Source organism: Cloacibacterium sp., assembly GCF_047601505.1.
Classification (GTDB): Bacteria; Bacteroidota; Bacteroidia; order Flavobacteriales; family Weeksellaceae; genus Cloacibacterium.
Map to the genome: position 1 here is coordinate 890,856 of NZ_JASGJD010000001.1, position 20,546 is coordinate 911,401.

A 20,546-nucleotide genomic window follows, 5' to 3' on the forward strand; every position below is an offset into this window, starting at 1 on the left:
TTAATCAATTTTTCTAATGATAGCACCATTGCTTTTTTTGATGTTAGAATTCACTTCCGGATTGCCTTTGTACTGAACAATTGCTCCAGAACTAGCGGTAATGTCTAAGGTAGAATTTGCGTTTACTTTCGCAATAGCTCCAGAATTTACATCTAGTTTCATGTTTTTGGTAATTAAATCTTGTGCATTACAACTTGCGCCACTATTTAATTTGAATGAAACGGTATCTGCAATTCCTTTTGCATTGATAATCATACCGGAATTTCCAGAAAAATCTAAATTTTTAGTGTTCAATTCTAATGTAAGTACAGAACCAGAGTTTGCCTGAATAGTCATGCTGTTGTATTCTAAATCTGCGGTTACAATAGCACCAGAGTTTATTTGAGCATTTAATCTATCATCAGAAACTTTGTTTTTAGTTTTAAAAATTGAACCAGAACTTAAGTGAATATCATCCAAATTAGGATTCTGAATGTTAATCATCAGTTTTTTGAATCTTAAATTTTTATTAGAACCTCTGTCGATAGAAACTTTCAAAATTCCGTTTTCAACTTTTGTTTTTACATATTGCATTTTGTCTGCATCAGCTATTACTTCTACTTTTCTGTCGTTTCCTTGTGTAAAATCTACTACAACACCAGACGAAATATCTATTCCGTGGAATGCTTCTATATTTCTGATTGATGAAATATTATCATTAATTGGAGCTGGTTTCTGAGTTTTTTCTTGTACGTCATTTACCAAGTTAGAAACGTCGTTCATAGTAATTTTTCCATCAAGCATCATCATTACATTGCTGTCTTCTCCGTTAATGGTAAGAAGTAAATTGTCTAGAATGTCAGACGTTGTATTGGCAGCTAAAAATTTAATTTTATTGTCTTTGCTATTTACCGTCATCAACTCTTCATAATGAAGATTTTTGAGAGCCGAAAGCATAGAAGTCTGTACTTTCTGGAAATTTTGATAAGCAATTATAGAATCTTTATCGCTTGGATTTGGTTTTTCTACCACTAAAATTTTTAGTGAATTCACTTTATTGATGAGCGGTTTTATTTTTTTCAAATCTTCATCGTCTATATTAATGTTTCCAAGAAGTCGAAACATTGGTTTTGCAATTTTGATGGAAGTAACACCTTCGGTGTCTTGGTACTGATCAAAAAGTTGATTCAGTTTGTCACTCTGCCCAAAAATATTAAGGCTGGTAAACATTAAAATGAATATAAATATTATCTTTTTCATAAGTAGTTGTTTATTTTTTTTTAAGGTCTTATGTAATCGTAAACGATTTCATAATGGAATTTTTAAAAATTAACAGTTAAAAGTTTCACTGGTTCTGCTTTTTCTAATGCGGTGTTGATGTTTCCGCCAAGCATATCAATGGCATTTTTGGTGTATTTGATGGCATCGTCTTCAGATGCAACTGGTTTTCCGTTGATGATTACGAAATTTGGATTGTATTCTACTTCCTGTTCTGTTTTTTCTATATTTTTGTGATGTTTGTAAGTAGATTTATAATTGTTTTTTGCTAAATACTGCGCAGTATTTTTATATTTTGATTTTTTTCTTTTAATAGGTTCTGTATTTACATTTCGGGTAATTTGGATAGAATTATCGCCGTTGCTTGCAACGGATAAATCATTGGCAATGTTTTGATTTTCAGTTGTTTTGCTTGTGTTTGTTTTAGCGATTTCAGTCGGTTTAGTAGTAATGTTTTCAGAGAAATTATTTTTCAGAATCACTCCAAAACCAGCAATTAAAACCATACTTGCGGCAATGTACATCCATTGTTTGCTAGACTTTTTGTGCAATGGAACTATTTTAGCATCTTGAGGTTTTTCCTCAGTTTTTGCTAAGAAATCGTCAAAATTCCAGTTCATTTTTTCTTCCTTCATTTCTTGGAAGATTTCTTGGTACTTATCTTGAAAACTGTCTTTGTTCATAGTTCATTAATTGTGTAATTTGTTCTTTTACTTTTTGCCTGGCTCGCATCAGATTTACTCTTACTGCATTTTCTTCCATTTCTAAAATTTCCGAAATTTCCGAGACCTCATATTCTTCTACATCTTTCAGGTGAATTACCATTTTTTGCTTTTCTGGAAGATCATTAATAAAATTGATGATTTTTTCTTTCAAATTATTCACTTCCATTTTATACAGTTCACTTCGGTGAATCTGATAATCTGCAAAATTTTGTTTCACTATTTCGTGTTTCAACTTGTTGAGGCACTCATTTTTCACACATTTCAAAGCGTAAGATTTTATATTAAGACCAGCCAATTCATCTTTTTTTTGCCAAAATTTCATCATAAGGTCTTGTACCAAATCTTGAGCTTCGTCACTACTTACCAAGAATCGTTTTGCAAAACGATACATCTCATCTTTCAGCACGAAGACTGTATTTTTAAATGTTTCTTGATTCATAGATTAGCTTCTGTAGGTAAGACAACGAAGTTCGGGATTTTATTACATCAGAAATAAAAAATTTTTATTTTCCTAGATTTTGTCAAAAAAAACGCTTTCAAAATTTTTTGAAAACGGATATAGATTTATTTCTTTAAAAAATCAAGAAATGAATAAATCAATAAAAAGTATAAAAAATTTAATACCTAGAATAAATATTGGTAATAAAAACGTTAAAACTAAAAATTTGAAGTTATTTAATTTTTCCCAATTTTTTAAAATTAAAATTAATGTAATTAATGAAAAAATATAACAAAATGTATTAATAGGTAAAAAAAATCCAATATTATATGCAAAATTATGAGGAGCATAACCTGGAATTATACCAAATAATTCAAATCTATAATAACTAAATATTTGATTTAAAGAAAATACAATCAACAAAATCAGACTTATTGATATGAATTTTTTTTTAGTACTGATTTTTTTAAAAAAACTAACAATTCTCATAAATCCATTTTAAAATCTCTTTGTCTTTTTCTGTTAAAGGAATTTTTCTTCTTGCCATTGCTTTTTCGGCAACTTCGTATGCAGTTTCTAATCTAAATTTTTCATCTCCTTTGAAGCCTCCCCAAGAAAAATGTTCAATCAGATTTGGCGGAAATCCACTTTTGAAAATATTAGCACCAACTCCAACTACAGTTCCCGTGTTGAATTGTGTGTTAATCGCGGTTTTAGAATGGTCGCCCATTATTAATCCGCAGAATTGAAGTCCGGTTTTTACAAATTTTTTGTTTTTATAGCTCCAAAGTTTTACTTCAGCATAATTATTTTTTAGGTTAGACGAATTGGTATCAGCTCCCAAATTACACCATTCTCCAATTACAGAATTCCCTACAAAACCTTCGTGTCCTTTGTTTGAATAACCAATAATTACAATATTATTCACTTCGCCTCCAATTTTAGAATGTGGACCAATGGTTGTAGCGCCATAAACTTTTGCACCCATATTGATTTTAGAACCTTCACAAAGCGCCAAACTTCCTCTAATGACGGCTCCTTCCATTATTTCTGTATTTTTGCCAATGTAGATTTTACCGGTTTTACAATTAAGCGTTGCGAATTCTATTTCTGCGCCTTCTTCTATAAACAAATCTTCTTTTTTGCCCAAAAAACCATTGGTTTTAGATAGTTCTTGTGAAGTTCTTCCTTTGGTAAGGAGTTCAAAATCGAAATCTATTGCTTTATCATTTTTAGAGAAAAGTTCTGTGTGATTTTTAAAGAAAACCAATTCTTCGGTAATGTCTGTCATTTTCTCAATCTGCGAAAGAGAAAAATTTTCCATGTTCAATCTCGCAGCTAAAACTTCATTTTCATATATTAAAGCTTCACCCAATTGTAGATTTTTAATTTGAGTTAAAACATTTTCAGAAGGAAGAAAATTTGGAGTAATGAGCAAGCTTTCTTTCTTTTCGTAAGATTTATATTTTTTTTGAAGATAATCTTCTGTGATGTAAGAAATTTCTCTAGAATCTAAGAGTTTTTTCCATCTTTCGGAGAAAGTAAGAATTCCTGTTCTTAGCTCTGCCACAGGTCTTGTAAAAGTAAGTGGAAGAAAATCTGCCCAAAACTGAGCATCAGAAAATATAAGTTGCATTTTAATTCAAGATTTAAAATTTAAATTCAAAAATTTTAACGCAAAGGCGCAAAACAATTTTTTAACAGCGTTTGTTTTTTTTAGTCGCAAGGAATTTGTCTTTGACAAATTTTCTTGCTCCCGTTAAATAAAAGTTTTTTTGCGTCTTTGCGTTGAAATCAAACAAATGTACAAAAAAAGTCCTTCAAAATTTTTGAAGGACTGGAATATTTATTATGAAATAGTCAACTAAATTATTTAGCGAATTTTTTATATTTATTCATAAATTTATCTACTCTACCAGCAGTATCTACTAATTTTACTTTACCAGTGTAGAACGGGTGAGATGTAGAAGAGATTTCCATTTTGATTAATGGATATTCAACACCTTCGTGTACGATGGTATCTTTAGTTTCAGCAGTAGATTTGCAAAGGAATACTTCGTCATTACTCATATCCTTGAATACAACTAATCTATAATTTTCTGGGTGAATTCCTGATTTCATATCTTTGTTTTCTTTTTAATTGTTAATGATAATATTAGCGTGTAATGGCTTGCTTTTATTATGCTTAAATTTTAGACTGCAAAAATAGAAATATTTTTTGAATTGACAAATAGCGTTTTAAAGATTTTTATGAAAGAATTTTAGAAGTTTTTCGTTTTTTAGAGAGTTCGGGTTTTTTCATTAACTTTACGCTAATTTTTTAATCATCAATGAAAACAAAATATATCCTTTTCTTCGGCTTTTGGTTGGCTCTTTTTGCAATTTCATGTAACAGAGACGATTTTAATTTCGAAGTACCTACTCAAAAATTAAGTTTCTCCGAAGATACATTGGTTTTAGATACGGTTTATAATCAGGTAAGAAGCGAAACGTATGCCGTGAAAATTTATAATAAAGAAGACAAAGACATCAGTATCCCAAGAATTTATTTGGAAGGTGGTGCAGCATCACAATACAGAATTAATGTAGATGGAAAACAGGGGACAGAATTTACCAATGTTCCGCTTCGCAAGAAAGACAGTTTATATGTTTTTGTAGAAATTGCGCCCAATTCTAATGCTACAGAAGCCATTGCAGAAGATAGAATTCAGGTAGAAAGTCCTGTTGCGAGCCAACATGTTACGCTACTTTCTGTGGTTCAAGATGTAGAATTTTATGTTTCTACGTCTTCTAATCCTCAAATTATCAATCAAAATACAGTTTGGAGCAGCAACAAGGCTAAAATTATTTATGGTGATTTAAAAGTTGCCGAAGGAAAATCTCTCACGCTTTCCGAAGGAACAAAAGTATATTTTCATAGAGATGCAAATCTTAAAATTGGGAAAAACGCACAATTAATTGCAAATGGCGATTTAGGAAAAGAAGTAATTTTTCGTGGAGATAGAAACGATGCGAGATACGACACTTTGCCGAAAAACTGGGGCGGAATTCAGTTAGAGCAAGGCGCAATTGCCAATCTTAATTATTCTAAAATTTTCGGAGGAACCAATGCTTTGTATTTAGACCAAGCTTCTGCTACACTTAAAAATACGATAATACATACCAATCAAGAATTTGGAATTTTAGGAATTAATGCAACTGTTAATGCAGAAAATTTGGTAATGAACAATTGCGGACAAGCTTGTATTGGCATTTTTAAAGGTGGAAATTACAATATTTTGCATTCTACAATTGCGAATTATTGGGATTTGAATGGCGCTTTGCCAGGCTTCGGAATTTATGCAACCAACGAATATGTAAATGGAACAACTACAGAATTGGGCGCTTTAAATCTTAATCTGAAAAATTCTATCGTATATTCAGATAAAAGTACTGCCATTCAGTTTAAACCAATTTCTGGACAAACATTTACTTATTTTATAGAAAATTCTTTGTTGAAATATGAAACTCAAAATGCTGGTTTTAATTTTGATGGAAATACTTCTGTTGTAAATTCTATTCAGAATCAAGATCCTAAATTTGAAAATTATTTTATTCAAAAATTAAATTTGAGACTAAAAGCAGATTCTCCAGCAAAAGGAAAAGCTAAAGTTTCTACTGCAGCATTGGTTCCGCTTGATATTGTAAAAGTGAACAGAACTATCACTCCAACTATTGGAGCCTATCAGTAATTGATAATGAAAAATGGAAAGTTGAAAATGGAAATCACGATTTTACAAAATCAAGTTGATGAATGGATAAAAACCATTGGCGTTCGTTATTTTAATGAATTAACAAATATGGCAATGTTAACCGAAGAAGTAGGAGAGGTTGCCCGAATTATTGCCAGAAGATATGGTGAACAAAGCGAAAAAGAATCTGATAAGACCAAAGATTTAGGAGAAGAATTGGCAGATGTTTTATTTGTAACTTTGTGCCTTGCAAATCAAACAGGTGTAGATTTGCAAACAGCTTTTGATAAAAAGATGAAAGTAAAAACCGAAAGAGATTTTGACAGACATCAAAACAACGAAAAATTGAAATAATGAGAGAACCAAAATTTATCACAAATTTAAGACACGATGTAGAAAAAGAATGGTTTGGTACGCTTACAAGATATGGAAGCAGATTAGGAATTCCGGTTTCTAAATTGCGTGTTTTCTTTATTTATTCTACGTTTGCAACAGCTGGATTTTTCTTTTTGGTATATCTTGTGATGGCATTTACACTTTGGGTAAAAGACATTTTCATTACCAGAAGACCAAATGTTTTTGACTTGTAAGTAATGGTTTTACCATAAAAAATCGTAAATCAAAAATTGTAAATTAAAATGATTTGGTTTGAAGAATTGCAAACTCGCAAGAAAATTTCTAGAATTTTTAACAGTTACGAAAAAACTTTCCCCGAAGACGAGAGAAGAGATAAAGAACAATTTCTAGATTTAGCCGAAAATCCTGATGCTTTTGTTTTTTTAATTAAAAACGAAGACGAAACTATTGGTTATTGTGTAATTTGGGAACTTTCAGATTTCTTTTTCTTAGAACATTTTGAGGTTTTTGAAGAATTCCGAAATCAGAAATTTGGAGAGAAAATTTTAGAAGCACTCAAAGAGAAATTTGAAAAACTCGTTTTAGAAACAGAACCAGATTCTTTGTCTGAAATTGCAAACAGAAGACTCGGTTTTTATCAAAGAAATGGGTTTGAGATTATTAAAGAAAATTACCTTCAACCTTCTTACAGCGAAGGAAAATCTTCTCTTCAATTATTTCTAATGGCTAATTTTTTGACAGAAAATTTAGAAAATTCCATCCAAGAAATTCACGCTGTGGTTTACCAAAAAAAAGCGGACTAAAAAGTCCGCCAAGTTAGGTTATTAATCTACCTCATATTCTAGTTTTATGGTTATACTCGCTTCTTTTTCTTTGGATTCTGTATTGTAAGTTCCTCCATAAGAAAAATCTTCATTTGAGTTTGGGGCGGTAATTTGGATAACTCCCATGGTTGCTTTTTTTAGATTTCCTAAATCTGAACCTGCATTTTCTGCGATTTTTTCGGCTCTTTCTTTAGCGTCTTTAGTAGCATTGGCTATCATTTCTTGTTTCACTTCAGCAAGTTTGGTATAGAAATAACTCGGTTTAGACGAAGTGAATTCAATTCCCAAGTTGATGATTTCTGTAATATTTCTAGATAAATTTTCAATTTTTGCAACATCTTTGCTTTCTAAAGAAATAGATTGTGAAAGTTGATAACCCGCAAAAGTTTGATGGCTACTTCCGTTAGAATCTGAAACATAATTGAATTGTTTCTGAATGTCTACCGCCGAAAATACAATCTCATTTTTAGGAATTCCTTTAGAAATAAGATAGTTTTCAATTACTTTTCTGTCGTTTGAAAGTTCGTCATAAGCAGATTTGAGTTCAAAACTATTTCTGGAGAAATTTCCGCTCCAAGTAATAAGGTCCGAAGTAAATTTTTTGGTACCCAAACCTGTTACAGAAATGGTGTTTTCAGATTTGTTTCGGTTTTTGATGGCGTTTCCAAGCAAGCCAAGTCCTGCTACGAAACCTAGTGCTGCAATAGCGATTGCGATGATGTTTTTGTTCATTTTGAGAATGATGTTTTGGGTTGAATGTGATAAAAAATCAATAATAATTAATCTTTGATGTTATTATCTAATCAAAACTCATTCCAAAAATTAAGAAATTTTAACAAAATTATGATTATTTTAACTTTTTGAAGATTTTTATTTTTTCTTCGGCTAATTCTTGGAATTTCGCAATGTCGTTGCTTCTTAAGTAACCATATTTTCTTGCTGTTTTGGTATCCATATTTTGTATAACAACATTTATAAACGGTGCAATTTCTTCTTTTCTCAGTCCTAATTGTTCAAAATAATCATTGCCCAAAATATAGAGAATATTGTTAGAATAGTCTATAATATCCCATTTATCAATCACTTTGCCAATAGAAAAGCCTTCGCCTTTTGGTTGTACAAATTCTCCTTTGCTTGGCTTTAAAATATTTATATCGGTTTTCTCAAGGATAAAATTATTTACATCGCTGTTCAATTTAGATTTTTGCTTTGCTTCCACTCTTTTTACATCTTCTCTAAGATTTCCTGTAAGCTTGTTTTTTAGTTCAATTTCTTGAATTTCTATTGAAGATTTCATCAAGTTGATAACGAGAGATTTTTTAAAATCTTCAGTTTGAATGTTGTAAGAAACTCTATCGAATTTTTGTTTTAAAAATCGTATTACATCTCCATTTTTTGCAGAAATAATGAAATTTCCGTCTTGGTCTGTATATGTTTTTTCGTCTGTTTTTACATTAATTACCAAAACATTGGCAACTTGTATATTTTGTTCTGAAACTACCTTTCCAATGATGTTTTCTTGACTGTAAAATTTACAGAAAAAAGTTAAAAATAAAATGAGAAGAAGTTTTTTCATCTTTTAGAGTGAAATTATGCTTTATTTTCGGTTTTGTAAGCTTCTAAAATTCCTTCTAATTGTAATTGAATTTTCACTAAATTGAAGTTGTTGTAATAATTTTTGGTAAGTTGAAGTCTGTTGTTTGCAAATTTTAGAAAACTATCTATTTCTTCCGTTTTCAAGCCCATTTCATGGAAATAATTGTCTGTGAGATTGTACCTTACCTTCATTAAAAATCCTTTTGTTAAATTCTCATTCGGGATAAATTCTGGTTTTCTGTTTCCTTTTATTAGTTTTGCAACTAAGGCAATAGCAGATTTAATGTCTATTTGTACTGCATTTACAGAAGGTTTTTCAAAAGCAGTTGGAGTTCTAAGCGTTGGAAAAGGTTTTTCTCGCATGTAAGCATTAAGCTCTTGGTTTAAAGCCAATGTTTTTTTGCTTGGGCTTAAATTTTTAACATCTTTAGCCAGGTTTCCTGTGAGTTTGGTTTTTAATTCAATTTCTTCAATTTCTATTTGAGATTTTATCATGTTTATTTTGATAGATTTATTGAAATCTTCGGGTTGGATATTGTAAGAAACTCTATCGAATTTTTGTTTTACAAATCGTATTACATCTCCATTTTTTGCAGAAATAATGAAATTTCCGTCTTGGTCTGTATATGTTTTTTCGTCTGTTTTAATATTTATCACCAAAACGCCCGAAAGTTCTATATTTTGCTCGGAAATTACTTTCCCGAAAACGTATTCTTGGGAATAAGAATTGATGAAAATGGAAAAGAAAAAGAGAAGTAAAAGTTTTTTCATTGGCTTTTTTGTTTTTGGCAAATGTATTTGTAAAAATAGTAGCTTTTTAAAATTTAACCAGACTTAACTTTTTTAAGATTTTTTATGAAGTGAAATGTCAATTTTGGTTAAAAAGTTCTAACTTTGAGTGTATTGCGCCCCAGATTGAGCGGCGTGTTTGAGCTCTTTTTATTTTTTTGAGGAAACCCTTTCTGCGTTTTTTGCGATTTCTATTTACGCAGAAAGGGTTGTGTATTGGGAAAAATAAAAAAGCGAGTAGCGAAAGCTGGGAATTTGGCGCCCAAAAGAATATCTTAGTTATTTTAAAATTTCAAAAAAATTAGGAATAAAATTTGCTTATATTTGCATACTCAAAAATTGGGGCTGACCGGTTTCGACAGCAAGACCAATGGGTAAGTAAGCATGCAGAGAACCGTAGCGCGATCTCTTAAATCCCTTGCTACAAAATTTAACTGGCAACGAAGAGTTTGCTCTTGCTGCTTAATCCGAAGCTTAGTAGGATTTGCGTTTTTCCCGAAGTACAGTAAGGAAACAAGATGTCTCCCGAAAGTTCTGTTCTGCGACGTTCGATTTCGAGGCATAGAAAATGCGGAAATAAGCTGATAAGCACTTCGATTATCAGACGAAAAATTTAGAAGATAAGCGCAGAGTTGGCTGTTTGCTGTCTGCTCTACGACGAAAATTAATAGCAAAATAAGCATGTAGAAAGCTTGCGTATTGCTTGTTTGGACGAGGGTTCGAATCCCTCCAGCTCCACGAAAAAATCTCCGAATTTTCGGAGATTTTTTTTTAGAATATTTCTTTAGCTATTTTAAAAATATTATCGCTTTTTCCCATAGAATAGTAGTGCAAAACAGGAACCCCGAAATCTAGCAATTCTTTGCTTTGTTGGATGGTCCATTCAATACCAACTTGTCTTACTTCGGCTGTGGTTTTGCATTTTTGTACTTCGCTAATTAAAGTTTCGGGCAAATCTATTCTGAAAATTTGAGGTAAAATCTGCAAATGACTTTTCGTAGCAATAGGTTTAATGCCTGGAATAATTGGAACATCAATTCCAAAATCTCTGCACTGTTTTACAAAATCAAAAAACTTTTGGTTGTCAAAAAACATTTGAGTAACAATATAATCTGCACCATTTTCTACTTTTTGTTTCAGCATTTGAAGGTCATAATTCAAACTTGGGGCTTCCAAATGTTTTTCTGGATAACCTGCAACGCCAATACAAAAATCCATATTTTCGGCAACTTCTATTTCTTCGTGAAGAAATTTTCCAGAGTTTAAATCTTTAATTTGTTTTACCAAATCTGATGCAAAAAGATGTCCTTCGCTATGAGCTTTGAAATATTGCTCGTCTTTTCTAGAATCTCCACGTAATGCCATAACGTTTTGAATGCCAAGATATTGACATTCTACTAAAGCATATTCTGTTTCTTCTTTATTAAAACCTCCGCACAAAATATGAGGAACGGTATCAACACCATATTTATGTTGAAGAGAAGCACAAATCCCAATAGTTCCGGGGCGTTTTCTGGTGATTTTTTTCTCGAAAAGTCCGTTTTCTTTTTCAATAAAAATATATTCTTCTCTGGAAGTAGTTACGTCTATAAAAGGTGGTTTAAACTCCATCAATGGATCTATATTTTTGTATAAATCATTAATGCTGGTACCTTTTTGTGGCGGAATTACCTCAAAAGAAAAAAGCGTTTTGCCGTTGGCGTTTTGTATATGGTCTGTGATTTTCATTTGTCTTTGCGAGGAACGAAGCAATCTGTTCCTATTTTTTATATTTTAATTATTTCTATTTTATTTATTGTCAGTCTGAGCGTAGTCGAAGACTTGGGCGTGTTTTGTAAAAAATCCAAAACTAAAGCCAAGCATTTTTTTACAAAACCGCGCTTTCCGTTACAATCTTTTTTTGCCTTATTTCGACTCCGCTCAATATGACAAAAAAAGGATTTCCACTGCAATCGCTCACGCGAAATGCGCACGTTCCAGTTCTGTTTTTTTTATTGCGCTCCTACGGAGCGCCCTAATTTCTACACACTTTTTTCTACACAGATATTGTTCCTACGGAACATTTTCATAATTGAGAAAACATCAATTTTTTTGATTTTTTGAAAGACAAAAATTTTTTCAAGAAAATCTTTTGTTCCTTTTGCTGTTAAAACTTAATCCGCCAAATTAGGAGCAAGCCACTTTTTAGCAAACTCAATATCTATATTTTTTCTTTCGGCGTAATCTTTTAATTGGTCTTCTGCAATTTTTCCTACTCCGAAATATTTCGCTTTTGAATTGGCAAAATAATACCCGGAAACCGAAGCTGTAGGGAACATTGCCAAACTTTCCGTCAATTCTAAACCTATATTTTTTTTCACTTCTAATAAATCCCAAATCGTGAGTTTATCTAAATGATCCGGACAAGCTGGATAACCAGGAGCAGGACGAATTCCTACATATTTTTCGGAAATTAAATCATCATTTTCCAGATTTTCGTCGTTAGAGTAGCTCCAAATTTCAGTTCTTACTTTTTTATGTAAAAATTCTGCAAATGCTTCTGCAAAACGGTCTGCCAAAGCTTTTACCATAATAGAATTGTAATCGTCGTGCTCGGCTTCATATTTTTGAGCCAATTCATCCGTTCCAAAACCTGTAGTTACTGCAAAAGTTCCAATGTAATCTCGCTTTCCTGAAGATTTTGGTGCAATAAAATCACTCAAAGCCAAATATTCTTTACCTTCTGATTTTTTGTGCTGTTGACGAAGCGTTCTGAAAACAAAAGTTTCATCTCCTTTTTTCAGTTCAATATCGTCTTTTTCGGTAGAATTTGCAGGAAAAATTCCGAAAATTGCTTTTGCGGTCAAAAGTTTTTCATCTACAATTTTTTTCAGCATTTTCTGTGCATCCGCGAAAAGTTCGGTTGCTTGTTCGCCTACCACTTTATCTTTCAAAATCTGTGGATATTTCCCAAATAAATCCCAGCTTCTAAAAAACGGACTCCAATCGATATAAGGAACTAATTCTTCTAAGCTTTGATTTTCAATAATTTGAATACCTAAATGTTTTGGTTCTGGGATAATTTCGTTTTCCCAATCTATTTTAAATTTCTGCTTTCTGGCTTCTTCAATCGAAATGTATTCTTTGTCAACTTGTCTATTCAAGAATTTCTCACGGAAATCTGCATAATCGGTTTTCAAATCCGAAACATATTCTCCATTTCTGTTGCTCAGCAAAGAACTCACCACACCTACAGCTCTGGAAGCATCGTTCACGTGAACTACGGCGTTTTTATATTTTGGGTCTATTTTTACAGCAGTATGCGCTTTAGAAGTTGTAGCGCCACCAATCATCAAAGGAAAATTAAGATTTTGTCTTTCTAATTCGGCAGCAATGTGAACCATTTCGTCTAAACTTGGCGTAATTAATCCACTCAAACCAATTACATCTACATTTTCTTTAATAGCCGTTTCTATAATTTTTTCGGCAGGAACCATCACGCCCAAATCTACAATTTCGTAATTGTTGCAACCCAAAACTACGCTCACAATGTTTTTACCAATATCGTGAACATCGCCTTTTACGGTCGCCATCAATACTTTTCCGTTGGCCTTTTGAGCAGAATCTTTCTCCGCTTCAATGTATGGTTGAAGATAAGCAACGGCTTTTTTCATTACTCTGGCAGATTTTACAACTTGAGGCAAAAACATTTTCCCAGAACCGAATAAATCTCCTACAACGCCCATTCCGGTCATTAAATTTCCTTCAATCACATCCAAAGGTCTTGTTGCTACTTTTCTGGCTTCTTCTACATCTTCTTCAATAAATCTATCAATTCCTTTTACCAAAGAATGTGTAATTCTATCTTGTAATGGTTGTTTTCTCCACTCTAGATTTTCTACAATTTCTTTTTTTACCGATTTATGTTTTTCAGAATAATCGAGTAATCTTTCCGTAGCATCGTCTCTGCGGTCTAGCATTACATCTTCTACCAGTTCTAATAAATCTTTCGGAATTTCATCATAAACCTCAAGCATAGTTGGGTTTACAATTCCCATGTTCATTCCGTTTTTTATGGCGTAGTACAAGAAAACCGAATGCATGGCTTCTCTTACAGTGTCGTTTCCTCTAAACGAAAACGAAACATTGGAAACACCACCAGAAACTGAAACGTAAGGAAGATTTTCTCTCACCCATTTTGTTGCGTTGATGAAATCTAAAGCATTTTTTCTGTGCTCTTCCATTCCTGTTGCAACAGGGAAAATATTCAAATCGAAAATAATATCTTCGGGAGGGAAATTGACAATTTCCGTTAAAATTTTATAACTTCTTTCACAAATTTCGAGTCTTCTTTCGTAGGTGTCGGCTTGTCCTACCTCATCAAAAGCCATGATGATTGCTGCAGCTCCGTATCTTTTGATGGCTTTGGCGTGTTTTATGAATTCTTCTTCGCCACCTTTTAAACTGATGGAATTTACCACACATTTCCCTTGAACCACTTGCAGACCAGCCTCCAAAATTTCCCACTTGGAAGAGTCTATCATAATCGGGATTCTCGCAATGTCTGGTTCAGAAGCAATTAAATTCAAGAATTTTACCATGCAGTATTTTCCGTCGAGCAATCCGTCATCAAAATTGACGTCTAAGATTTGCGCTCCTCCTTCTACCTGATTTCTGGCAATGTCTAAGGCTTCAGAAAATTTCTCTTCTTTAATTAATCTGAGGAATTTTTTAGAACCAGCAACATTGGTTCTTTCTCCAATATTAATAAAATTGGATTCTGGAGTTATAATTAAAGGTTCTAGACCTGAGAGTTTTAAATATCTATTTTTTTTCATTCTTTTTTTTGTTATTTGGTAAAGGTCTGGAAGACCTTAATCAATAGCCAAGTGCGAAGCCTGAATTGTAATTGCGGAGCCCTGAAAGGGCGACAGCCTAATCCCAAACATATCTTTCATCATAATCAATTTTATATTTTTTTAGAAATTTCAAAAACTCTTCTTTAAATGTAATATTTTCATGATGATCTTCTTGATTTTCAATATAATTTGTCACGACGTCTATTTCTGAAGGATTAACAGAAAAAGCACCATAACCACTTTGCCAATAGAAATTTTCGAATTCACTTCCTTTTGTCTTAATCCATTTTGAAGAATTGGACTTTATTTTTTCTATCAAATCCATTAAAGCAATTTTCTTTGACAATAAACAAAGTATATGAACATGGTCTTTTTCTCCTCCTACTTGAATCGGACTACATTCCAAATTTTTGCAAATACCACCAATATAAGAAAACAATTCTTCTTTTATAGAATTTGTGATTAATGGATTTCTGTGTTTGGTGCTAAAAACCAAATGCACATAAATTTTGTTTAATGATTGTCCCATTTCATTACTTAAAATTAATCTTTCGCCCTTTCAGGGCTCAACAAATTTTTAATATATTTTCGTAAGGTTTTACCCTACGCTATTGATTTCGCCACTTCGTGGCTTCATATTTCTATAAAATTTTATTATCAAATAATTTATCATTAAATTATCACATTAATTTTCCTTGGTTCATAGTTTTTCACCAAATCCGCAATTGCTTTGATGTGTTCTGGAGTAGTTCCACAACAGCCACCAATGATATTGATGAGTTTTTTTTCGGCGTATTCTCTAATTTGTTCTGCCATAAATTCTGGAGATTCATCATATTGCCCGAAAGCATTTGGTAAACCAGCATTTGGATAAGCTGAAATGAAAAATTCGGAATTATTAGAAACGGTTTCTAAGTAAGGAGTTAATTGTTTTGCTCCTAATGCACAATTAAAACCAACGCTCAATAAATTAAGGTGAGAAACAGAAACCAAAAACGCTTCAGCCGTTTGTCCGCTCAATGTTCTACCAGAAGCATCGGTGATAGTTCCCGAAACCATGATTGGGATTTTTATATTTCTTTCTTCTTGGATTTCATCAATAGCAAAAAGTGCAGCTTTTGCGTTTAAAGTATCAAAAATAGTTTCCACTAAAAGCAAATCTGAACCACCATCAATTAAAGCCTCTGCTTGTTGCTTATAAGCAATTCTTAATTCATCAAAAGTGATGGCTCTGTAGCCAGGATCGTTTACATCTGGTGAAAGCGAAGCCGTTTTGTTGGTTGGGCCAATAGAACCCGCTACAAATCTTGGTTTTTCAGGGTTTTTTGCAGTAAACTCATCACAAACTTTTCTGGCAATTTTAGCAGATTCAAAATTCAATTCATATACCAATTCTTCCATGTGATAATCTGCCATTGCAATGGTAGTTGCAGAGAAAGTATTGGTTTCTATAATGTCTGCGCCAGCTTCTAGATATTTAGCATGAACTTCCTCAATCGCTTTTGGTTGAGTAAGAGAAAGTAAATCATTATTTCCTTTCAGTGGAGATTGCCAATCTTTGAAACGTTCGCCACGATAATCTTCTTCTTCAAATTTATAACGTTGAAGCATCGTTCCCATTGCCCCGTCTAAAACGAGGATTCTATTATTAAGAGCTTCATAGAGCTTCTGTGTTCTAGCGTTCATATTACTATTGTTTTTGAGGAAATGTTAAGAAGAAATTCTCTGCAAAAATTGCGAATTTTAGAATGATTGAGTTATCTATCCAAAATTAGGTAGAATGCAGCACCTTTCTTATTCTATAACAAGAGGTTGCTAAAGTTTCAACGGGTCTATTCCCTCCACTTTTCTTGATAACATTTCGAGATTTTTATAAGAACAATTTTTTGCAAAACTATTGCATTTTTTCCACATTTGAAAATCGGTTTTTTAAATTTAATAAAGATGAAACGCTCATTTTTTTATTTTTTTCTAACTTCGTGACTAGAAAGAATGAAAAAATGCAGATTATGGAAGCAGAAAGAAACAGATTACGAGATATAAATTACAGAACTTGGGGACCTTATGTTAGCAACAGACAATGGGGAAATGTAAGAGAAGATTATAGCAATGATGGTAATACTTGGGAAGCAACAGGTCACAATGATGCCGAAAGTAGAGCTTACAGATGGGCAGAAGAAGGTATTGCTGGAATTTCAGACGAAAACCAATTGCTTTGTTTTGCATTTTCTTTTTGGAATAAAAAAGATAAAATGATAAAAGAGCGTTTCTTCGGTCTGAGCAATTACCAAGGAAACCACGGAGAAGATGTGAAAGAAATTTTCTATTACTTAGATAATACGCCATCTCACAGTTACATGAAAATGGTGTACAAATATCCACAGAATCCTTTTCCTTATGATGATTTAATTAATACAAATGCACAGAGAAGCAACAAAGAAACCGAATATGAAATTATCGACACTGGTATTTTTGATAATGATGAATATTTTGATATTTTTATAGAATACGCTAAAATTCACTTCGATGATATTTTAATCAGGATTTCTGTTACCAATAGAAATAAAGTAAAAGCACCATTGGTAATTCTTCCAACGCTTTGGTACAGAAATAATTGGAGTTGGGGATATAATAAATACAAACCAAATTTAACAACAACTTATCGTGGACAAATTGATATTGAACATGATAAACTTGTGATGAAAAAGTTATATTCCAGAAACAAAGACGTTAAAATTCTGTTTTGTGATAATGAAACCAATACAGAAAAACTTTATGGCAAAAAATCGTCAAATAAGTATTTCAAAGATGGAATTAACAACCGCATTATCAATAAAAAAAATACAGTAAATCCTAAGAATTTTGGTACCAAAGCGGCTTTTGTAATTGATACCGAAATTGAAGCTGGCGAAACCAAAACTTTCGATTTTAGATTGTCTCCTCATAAAATGGAAAATGCTTTTTTTGATTTTGATGATGTTTTTGAAACCAGAAAAGTAGAAGCGAATGAATTTTATGGAGAAATTCAAAAAGATATTGTTGACGAAGACGAAAAAAACGTACAAAGACAAGCTTTTGCAGGTTTACTTTGGAATAAACAGTTCTACCATTACAATATTGCAAAATGGCTGAAAGGAGACCCAAATTTTCCCGTTCAAAGAGATTTTAACAATCATGTAAGGAATACAGAATGGAAACACATGCACAACAAAGACATTATTTCCATGCCAGATAAATGGGAGTATCCGTGGTTTGCAACATGGGATTTGGCTTTTCATTGTGTAAGTTTCAGTATTATAGACCCAGATTTTGCTAAAAATCAACTTCAGTTGCTTACTAAAGAATGGTATATGCACCCAAACGGTCAACTTCCGGCTTACGAGTGGGATTTTTCAGATGTAAACCCTCCCGTTCATGCTTGGAGTACTTTTCGAGTTTTTAAAATTGATGAAAAAATAAAAGGAAGACCAGATTTAGCCTTTCTGGAAAGTGTTTTTCAAAAATTATTGCTGAATTTTACATGGTGGGTTAATCGAAAAGACAAAACTGGCAAAAATGTTTTCGGTGGAGGTTTCCTTGGACTTGATAATATTGGTGCTTTTGACCGAAATACTCAATTTCAAAACGGAGAATACCTGGAACAAGCAGACGGAACTTCTTGGATGGCAATGTTTGCCCTCAATATGATGAGAATTGCGATGGAATTGGCACTTTACAATCCTGTTTATGAAGATATGGCGATTAAGTTTTTCGAGCATTATCTCTACATCGCAGAAGCAATGGAGAATTTGGGAGATGGTAAAAATGGACTTTGGAACGAAGAAGACGGTTTCTTTTACGATGTTTTACAACAAAAAGATGGCACTGGTATTTCTTTGAAACTGAGAAGTATTGTAGGTCTTATTCCGCTTTTTGCAGTAGAAGTAATTGAGCACGAAATGCTTCAAAAGTTACCAAAATTCACCGCAAGAATGGATTGGATTCTCAAAAATAAAAAAGAATTGGCAAACTTGGTTTCTCATTGGGAAATGGAAGGAAAAGGCAGAAAACATTTGATGAGTATTTTGAGGAAAACGAGATTAACTAAAATTCTTAACCGAATGTTAGACGAAAAAGAATTTTTAAGCGAATTCGGAATTCGTTCGATGTCTAAAGTTTATGAAGAAAATCCTTTCCAATTAGAGATTGATGGGATTAATCATGTGGTGCATTATACACCTGCCGAAAGTGATAGCAGAATGTTTGGCGGCAATAGTAATTGGCGTGGTCCTATTTGGTTTCCAATAAATTTTTTAATTGTAGAAAGTTTGCAACGTTTCCATTTTTATTATGACAATAGCATGCAAATAGAGTATCCTACAGGCAGTAAAAATTACAAAAATCTAAACGAAATTGCAGAAAATCTCAGCAGAAGACTTTCTAATATTTTCCTTAAAAATGAAGAAGGAAAACGTGCTTTCAACGGAAATGTAGATAAATTTAATTACGACGAACACTTCAAAAACTACATCATGTTTTACGAATATTTCCATGGAGATAATGGACGTGGAGTAGGTGCTTCTCACCAAACTGGTTGGACTTCTACCGTTGCAAAACTCATCAATCCAAAGATGAAATAAATACTTTAAAAGAATAAAAAAAGCGAGAGGTTCTACAAAATTCCTCTCGCTTTTATTTCTAAGTATTTGTTAATTACTTCTATGTTTAGATTTTCAGGAAGTGTGTAAATAGAATAAATTCCGTGCTTCCTAAGCTCTTGAATAATAAGTTTTTTCTCTATTTCAAACTTCTCGGCAATAATCTCGTCGTACACTTCTTGCATATTATAAGGATTTTTACCGATAAGTTCTGCTACTTCAGAATTTTTAAAGAAAACAATCACCAACAAATGATTTTTTGCAATTCCTCTCAAATATTTCATTTGACGATTTACAGCATCCAAACTCTCAAAATTGGTGAAAAGTAAAATTAAACTTCTTTGATTGATACTGAATTTCACATCCTGATACAATCTGCTGAAATCGCTTTCGTAGAAATTGGTATTGATGTTGTAAAGCGCATCAGCAATTTTTTTAAGTTGTCCACTTTTGTTATCCGCAGGAACTTTATTTTCAGTTTTTTTAGAAAAAGTCATCATTCCGGCTCTATCAGATTTTTTCAGAATAATATGACTTAGCGCCATGGCAGCGTTAATAGAATAATCTAGCAAACTCAATCCTTTAAAAGGCATTTGCATCGTTCTACCTTTGTCAATTAACAAGAAAATTCTTTGAGATTTTTCTTCCTGATATTGGTTTACCATCAATTGATTTCGCTTAGAAGTCGCCTTCCAATTAATCGTTCTTATGTCATCACCAGGAACGTATTCTTTAATTTGTTCAAATTCCATGGTGTGTCCCAATCTTCGGATTTTCTTAATTCCTCCCATCATAAATTCATTATTCAGCGCCATCAATTCATATTTTCTTAAATGAAGAAACGAAGGATAGCAAGCTAAATGTGTATCTTTTTGAAAGGCGAATTTTCTAGAAACCAAGCCAATTGGAGAAATCGCAAAAACATTAAGTGCGCCAAAATTATATTCTCCTCGTTCTTTTGGTTCTAAATGATATTGAAAGGAAATATTTTTTTTAGATTCAATAGATTTTTCAATTAAAAAATCACGCTTTTGAAACTGAAAAGGAATTTCGTCTATAATTTTAGTTTTAACGTTAAAGCCATAAAGATTTTTAATATCAATTTTAACAAAATTTTCGTCACCGTTTGAGAATTTTTCGGGCAAAATTCTCTGCGTTTTTATAGGTTCTTTTGTAATGAAAAGTAAAAGTATATCTACAAAAATGAGTAACAGTAAAACCATTAACATTCCGAAAGCTAAATTCATCAGAATTGGAAAAAAGAATGCTAAAATATATACAATTGCTACTGCAAATGCGCTATAAAAAACACTGTTGTTAAGATATAAATTTCTAAAAAGTCTCATTTTCTGG

General features: G+C 32.4%; 18 protein-coding genes, 1 other RNA gene and 1 riboswitch. Of the genes, 6 read left to right on the forward strand and 13 right to left on the reverse strand.

The genetic code is table 11. The annotated features are described in order from the left end of the window. From QM746_RS04225 to QM746_RS04245, 5 genes are all read right to left on the reverse strand, one after another. The gene (locus QM746_RS04225; protein ID WP_414983072.1) at positions 1–1,239 is read right to left on the reverse strand and encodes a DUF4252 domain-containing protein; all 1,239 of its coding nucleotides are present in this window, start codon (positions 1,237–1,239) and stop codon (positions 1–3) included. A gap of 62 nt (positions 1,240–1,301) precedes the next feature. Next, entirely contained in the window at positions 1,302–1,940 is a 639-nt protein-coding gene (locus tag QM746_RS04230; RefSeq protein ID WP_414983073.1) for a hypothetical protein, read from the reverse strand. Beyond that, positions 1,915–2,421 carry an RNA polymerase sigma factor gene (locus tag QM746_RS04235; protein ID WP_414983074.1) on the reverse strand — a complete coding sequence of 169 codons (507 nt, stop codon included), beginning with the start codon at positions 2,419–2,421 and terminating at the stop codon, positions 1,915–1,917. The genes QM746_RS04230 and QM746_RS04235 overlap by 26 nt, the downstream gene beginning before the upstream one ends. A 475-nt stretch (positions 2,422–2,896) precedes the next feature. Then, positions 2,897–4,057, reverse strand: coding sequence for a GlmU family protein (locus QM746_RS04240; RefSeq protein WP_414983075.1), 1,161 nt, complete (start codon positions 4,055–4,057; stop codon positions 2,897–2,899). A gap of 233 nt (positions 4,058–4,290) precedes the next feature. Then, positions 4,291–4,542: a type B 50S ribosomal protein L31 gene (locus QM746_RS04245; RefSeq protein ID WP_374363023.1), complete on the reverse strand. Its 252-nt coding sequence runs from the start codon at positions 4,540–4,542 to the stop codon at positions 4,291–4,293. Between the two features lie 209 nt (positions 4,543–4,751). Between QM746_RS04245 and QM746_RS04250 the strand changes: the two genes are divergently transcribed. The 4 genes from QM746_RS04250 to QM746_RS04265 are packed head-to-tail and all read left to right on the forward strand — an operon-like array spanning position 4,752 to position 7,312. Next, positions 4,752–6,152: a hypothetical protein gene (locus QM746_RS04250; protein WP_414983076.1), complete on the forward strand. Its 1,401-nt coding sequence runs from the start codon at positions 4,752–4,754 to the stop codon at positions 6,150–6,152. A 27-nt stretch (positions 6,153–6,179) separates the two neighbouring features. Further along, positions 6,180–6,506 (forward strand): nucleotide pyrophosphohydrolase, encoded by a 327-nt coding sequence (locus QM746_RS04255; RefSeq protein WP_414983077.1) that lies wholly within the window; start codon positions 6,180–6,182, stop codon positions 6,504–6,506. After that, positions 6,506–6,742, forward strand: coding sequence for a PspC family transcriptional regulator (locus QM746_RS04260; protein WP_374363014.1), 237 nt, complete (start codon positions 6,506–6,508; stop codon positions 6,740–6,742). Before QM746_RS04255 ends, QM746_RS04260 begins: the two co-directional genes overlap by 1 nt. A gap of 48 nt (positions 6,743–6,790) precedes the next feature. Next, positions 6,791–7,312: a GNAT family N-acetyltransferase gene (locus QM746_RS04265; protein WP_414983078.1), complete on the forward strand. Its 522-nt coding sequence runs from the start codon at positions 6,791–6,793 to the stop codon at positions 7,310–7,312. A 21-nt stretch (positions 7,313–7,333) separates the two neighbouring features. Here QM746_RS04265 and QM746_RS04270 read toward each other — a convergent pair whose 3' ends face one another. The 3 genes from QM746_RS04270 to QM746_RS04280 all read right to left on the reverse strand — a co-directional run bounded on the left by QM746_RS04270 (position 7,334) and on the right by QM746_RS04280 (position 9,700). After that, complete coding sequence (locus QM746_RS04270) at positions 7,334–8,065, reverse strand: SIMPL domain-containing protein (protein ID WP_414983079.1); 732 nt, start codon at positions 8,063–8,065, stop codon at positions 7,334–7,336. A gap of 115 nt (positions 8,066–8,180) precedes the next feature. Next, complete coding sequence (locus tag QM746_RS04275; protein WP_414983080.1) at positions 8,181–8,909, reverse strand: hypothetical protein; 729 nt, start codon at positions 8,907–8,909, stop codon at positions 8,181–8,183. Positions 8,910–8,923: 14 nt separating this feature from the next. Then, positions 8,924–9,700 (reverse strand): hypothetical protein, encoded by a 777-nt coding sequence (locus tag QM746_RS04280; RefSeq protein ID WP_414983081.1) that lies wholly within the window; start codon positions 9,698–9,700, stop codon positions 8,924–8,926. Between the two features lie 359 nt (positions 9,701–10,059). On the opposite strand from QM746_RS04280, the gene ssrA reads away from it, so the two are divergent. After that, positions 10,060–10,459, forward strand: a transfer-messenger RNA (tmRNA) gene (ssrA, locus tag QM746_RS04285). Positions 10,460–10,489: 30 nt separating this feature from the next. Here ssrA and metF read toward each other — a convergent pair. The 4 genes from metF to QM746_RS04305 all read right to left on the reverse strand — a co-directional run bounded on the left by metF (position 10,490) and on the right by QM746_RS04305 (position 16,242). Beyond that, complete coding sequence (gene metF, locus QM746_RS04290) at positions 10,490–11,446, reverse strand: methylenetetrahydrofolate reductase [NAD(P)H] (protein ID WP_414983082.1); 957 nt, start codon at positions 11,444–11,446, stop codon at positions 10,490–10,492. A 425-nt stretch (positions 11,447–11,871) separates the two neighbouring features. Continuing rightward, positions 11,872–14,535 carry a methionine synthase gene (gene metH / locus QM746_RS04295; protein WP_414983083.1) on the reverse strand — a complete coding sequence of 888 codons (2,664 nt, stop codon included), beginning with the start codon at positions 14,533–14,535 and terminating at the stop codon, positions 11,872–11,874. A 97-nt stretch (positions 14,536–14,632) separates the two neighbouring features. Continuing rightward, the gene (gene tnpA / locus QM746_RS04300; protein ID WP_414983084.1) at positions 14,633–15,085 is read right to left on the reverse strand and encodes an IS200/IS605 family transposase; all 453 of its coding nucleotides are present in this window, start codon (positions 15,083–15,085) and stop codon (positions 14,633–14,635) included. Positions 15,086–15,228: 143 nt separating this feature from the next. Further along, positions 15,229–16,242 carry a homocysteine S-methyltransferase family protein gene (locus tag QM746_RS04305; RefSeq protein ID WP_414983085.1) on the reverse strand — a complete coding sequence of 338 codons (1,014 nt, stop codon included), beginning with the start codon at positions 16,240–16,242 and terminating at the stop codon, positions 15,229–15,231. Positions 16,243–16,310: 68 nt separating this feature from the next. Next, positions 16,311–16,416: riboswitch (SAM riboswitch) on the reverse strand. Between the two features lie 149 nt (positions 16,417–16,565). On the opposite strand from QM746_RS04305, the gene QM746_RS04310 reads away from it, so the two are divergent. After that, positions 16,566–19,175, forward strand: a complete 2,610-nt coding sequence (locus QM746_RS04310; RefSeq protein WP_414983086.1) for an MGH1-like glycoside hydrolase domain-containing protein — start codon at positions 16,566–16,568, stop codon at positions 19,173–19,175. A gap of 32 nt (positions 19,176–19,207) precedes the next feature. Here the strand turns inward: QM746_RS04310 and QM746_RS04315 are convergent, their stop codons facing one another. Beyond that, complete coding sequence (locus QM746_RS04315) at positions 19,208–20,539, reverse strand: DUF58 domain-containing protein (protein WP_414983087.1); 1,332 nt, start codon at positions 20,537–20,539, stop codon at positions 19,208–19,210. Between the last annotated feature and the right edge of the window lie 7 nt (positions 20,540–20,546).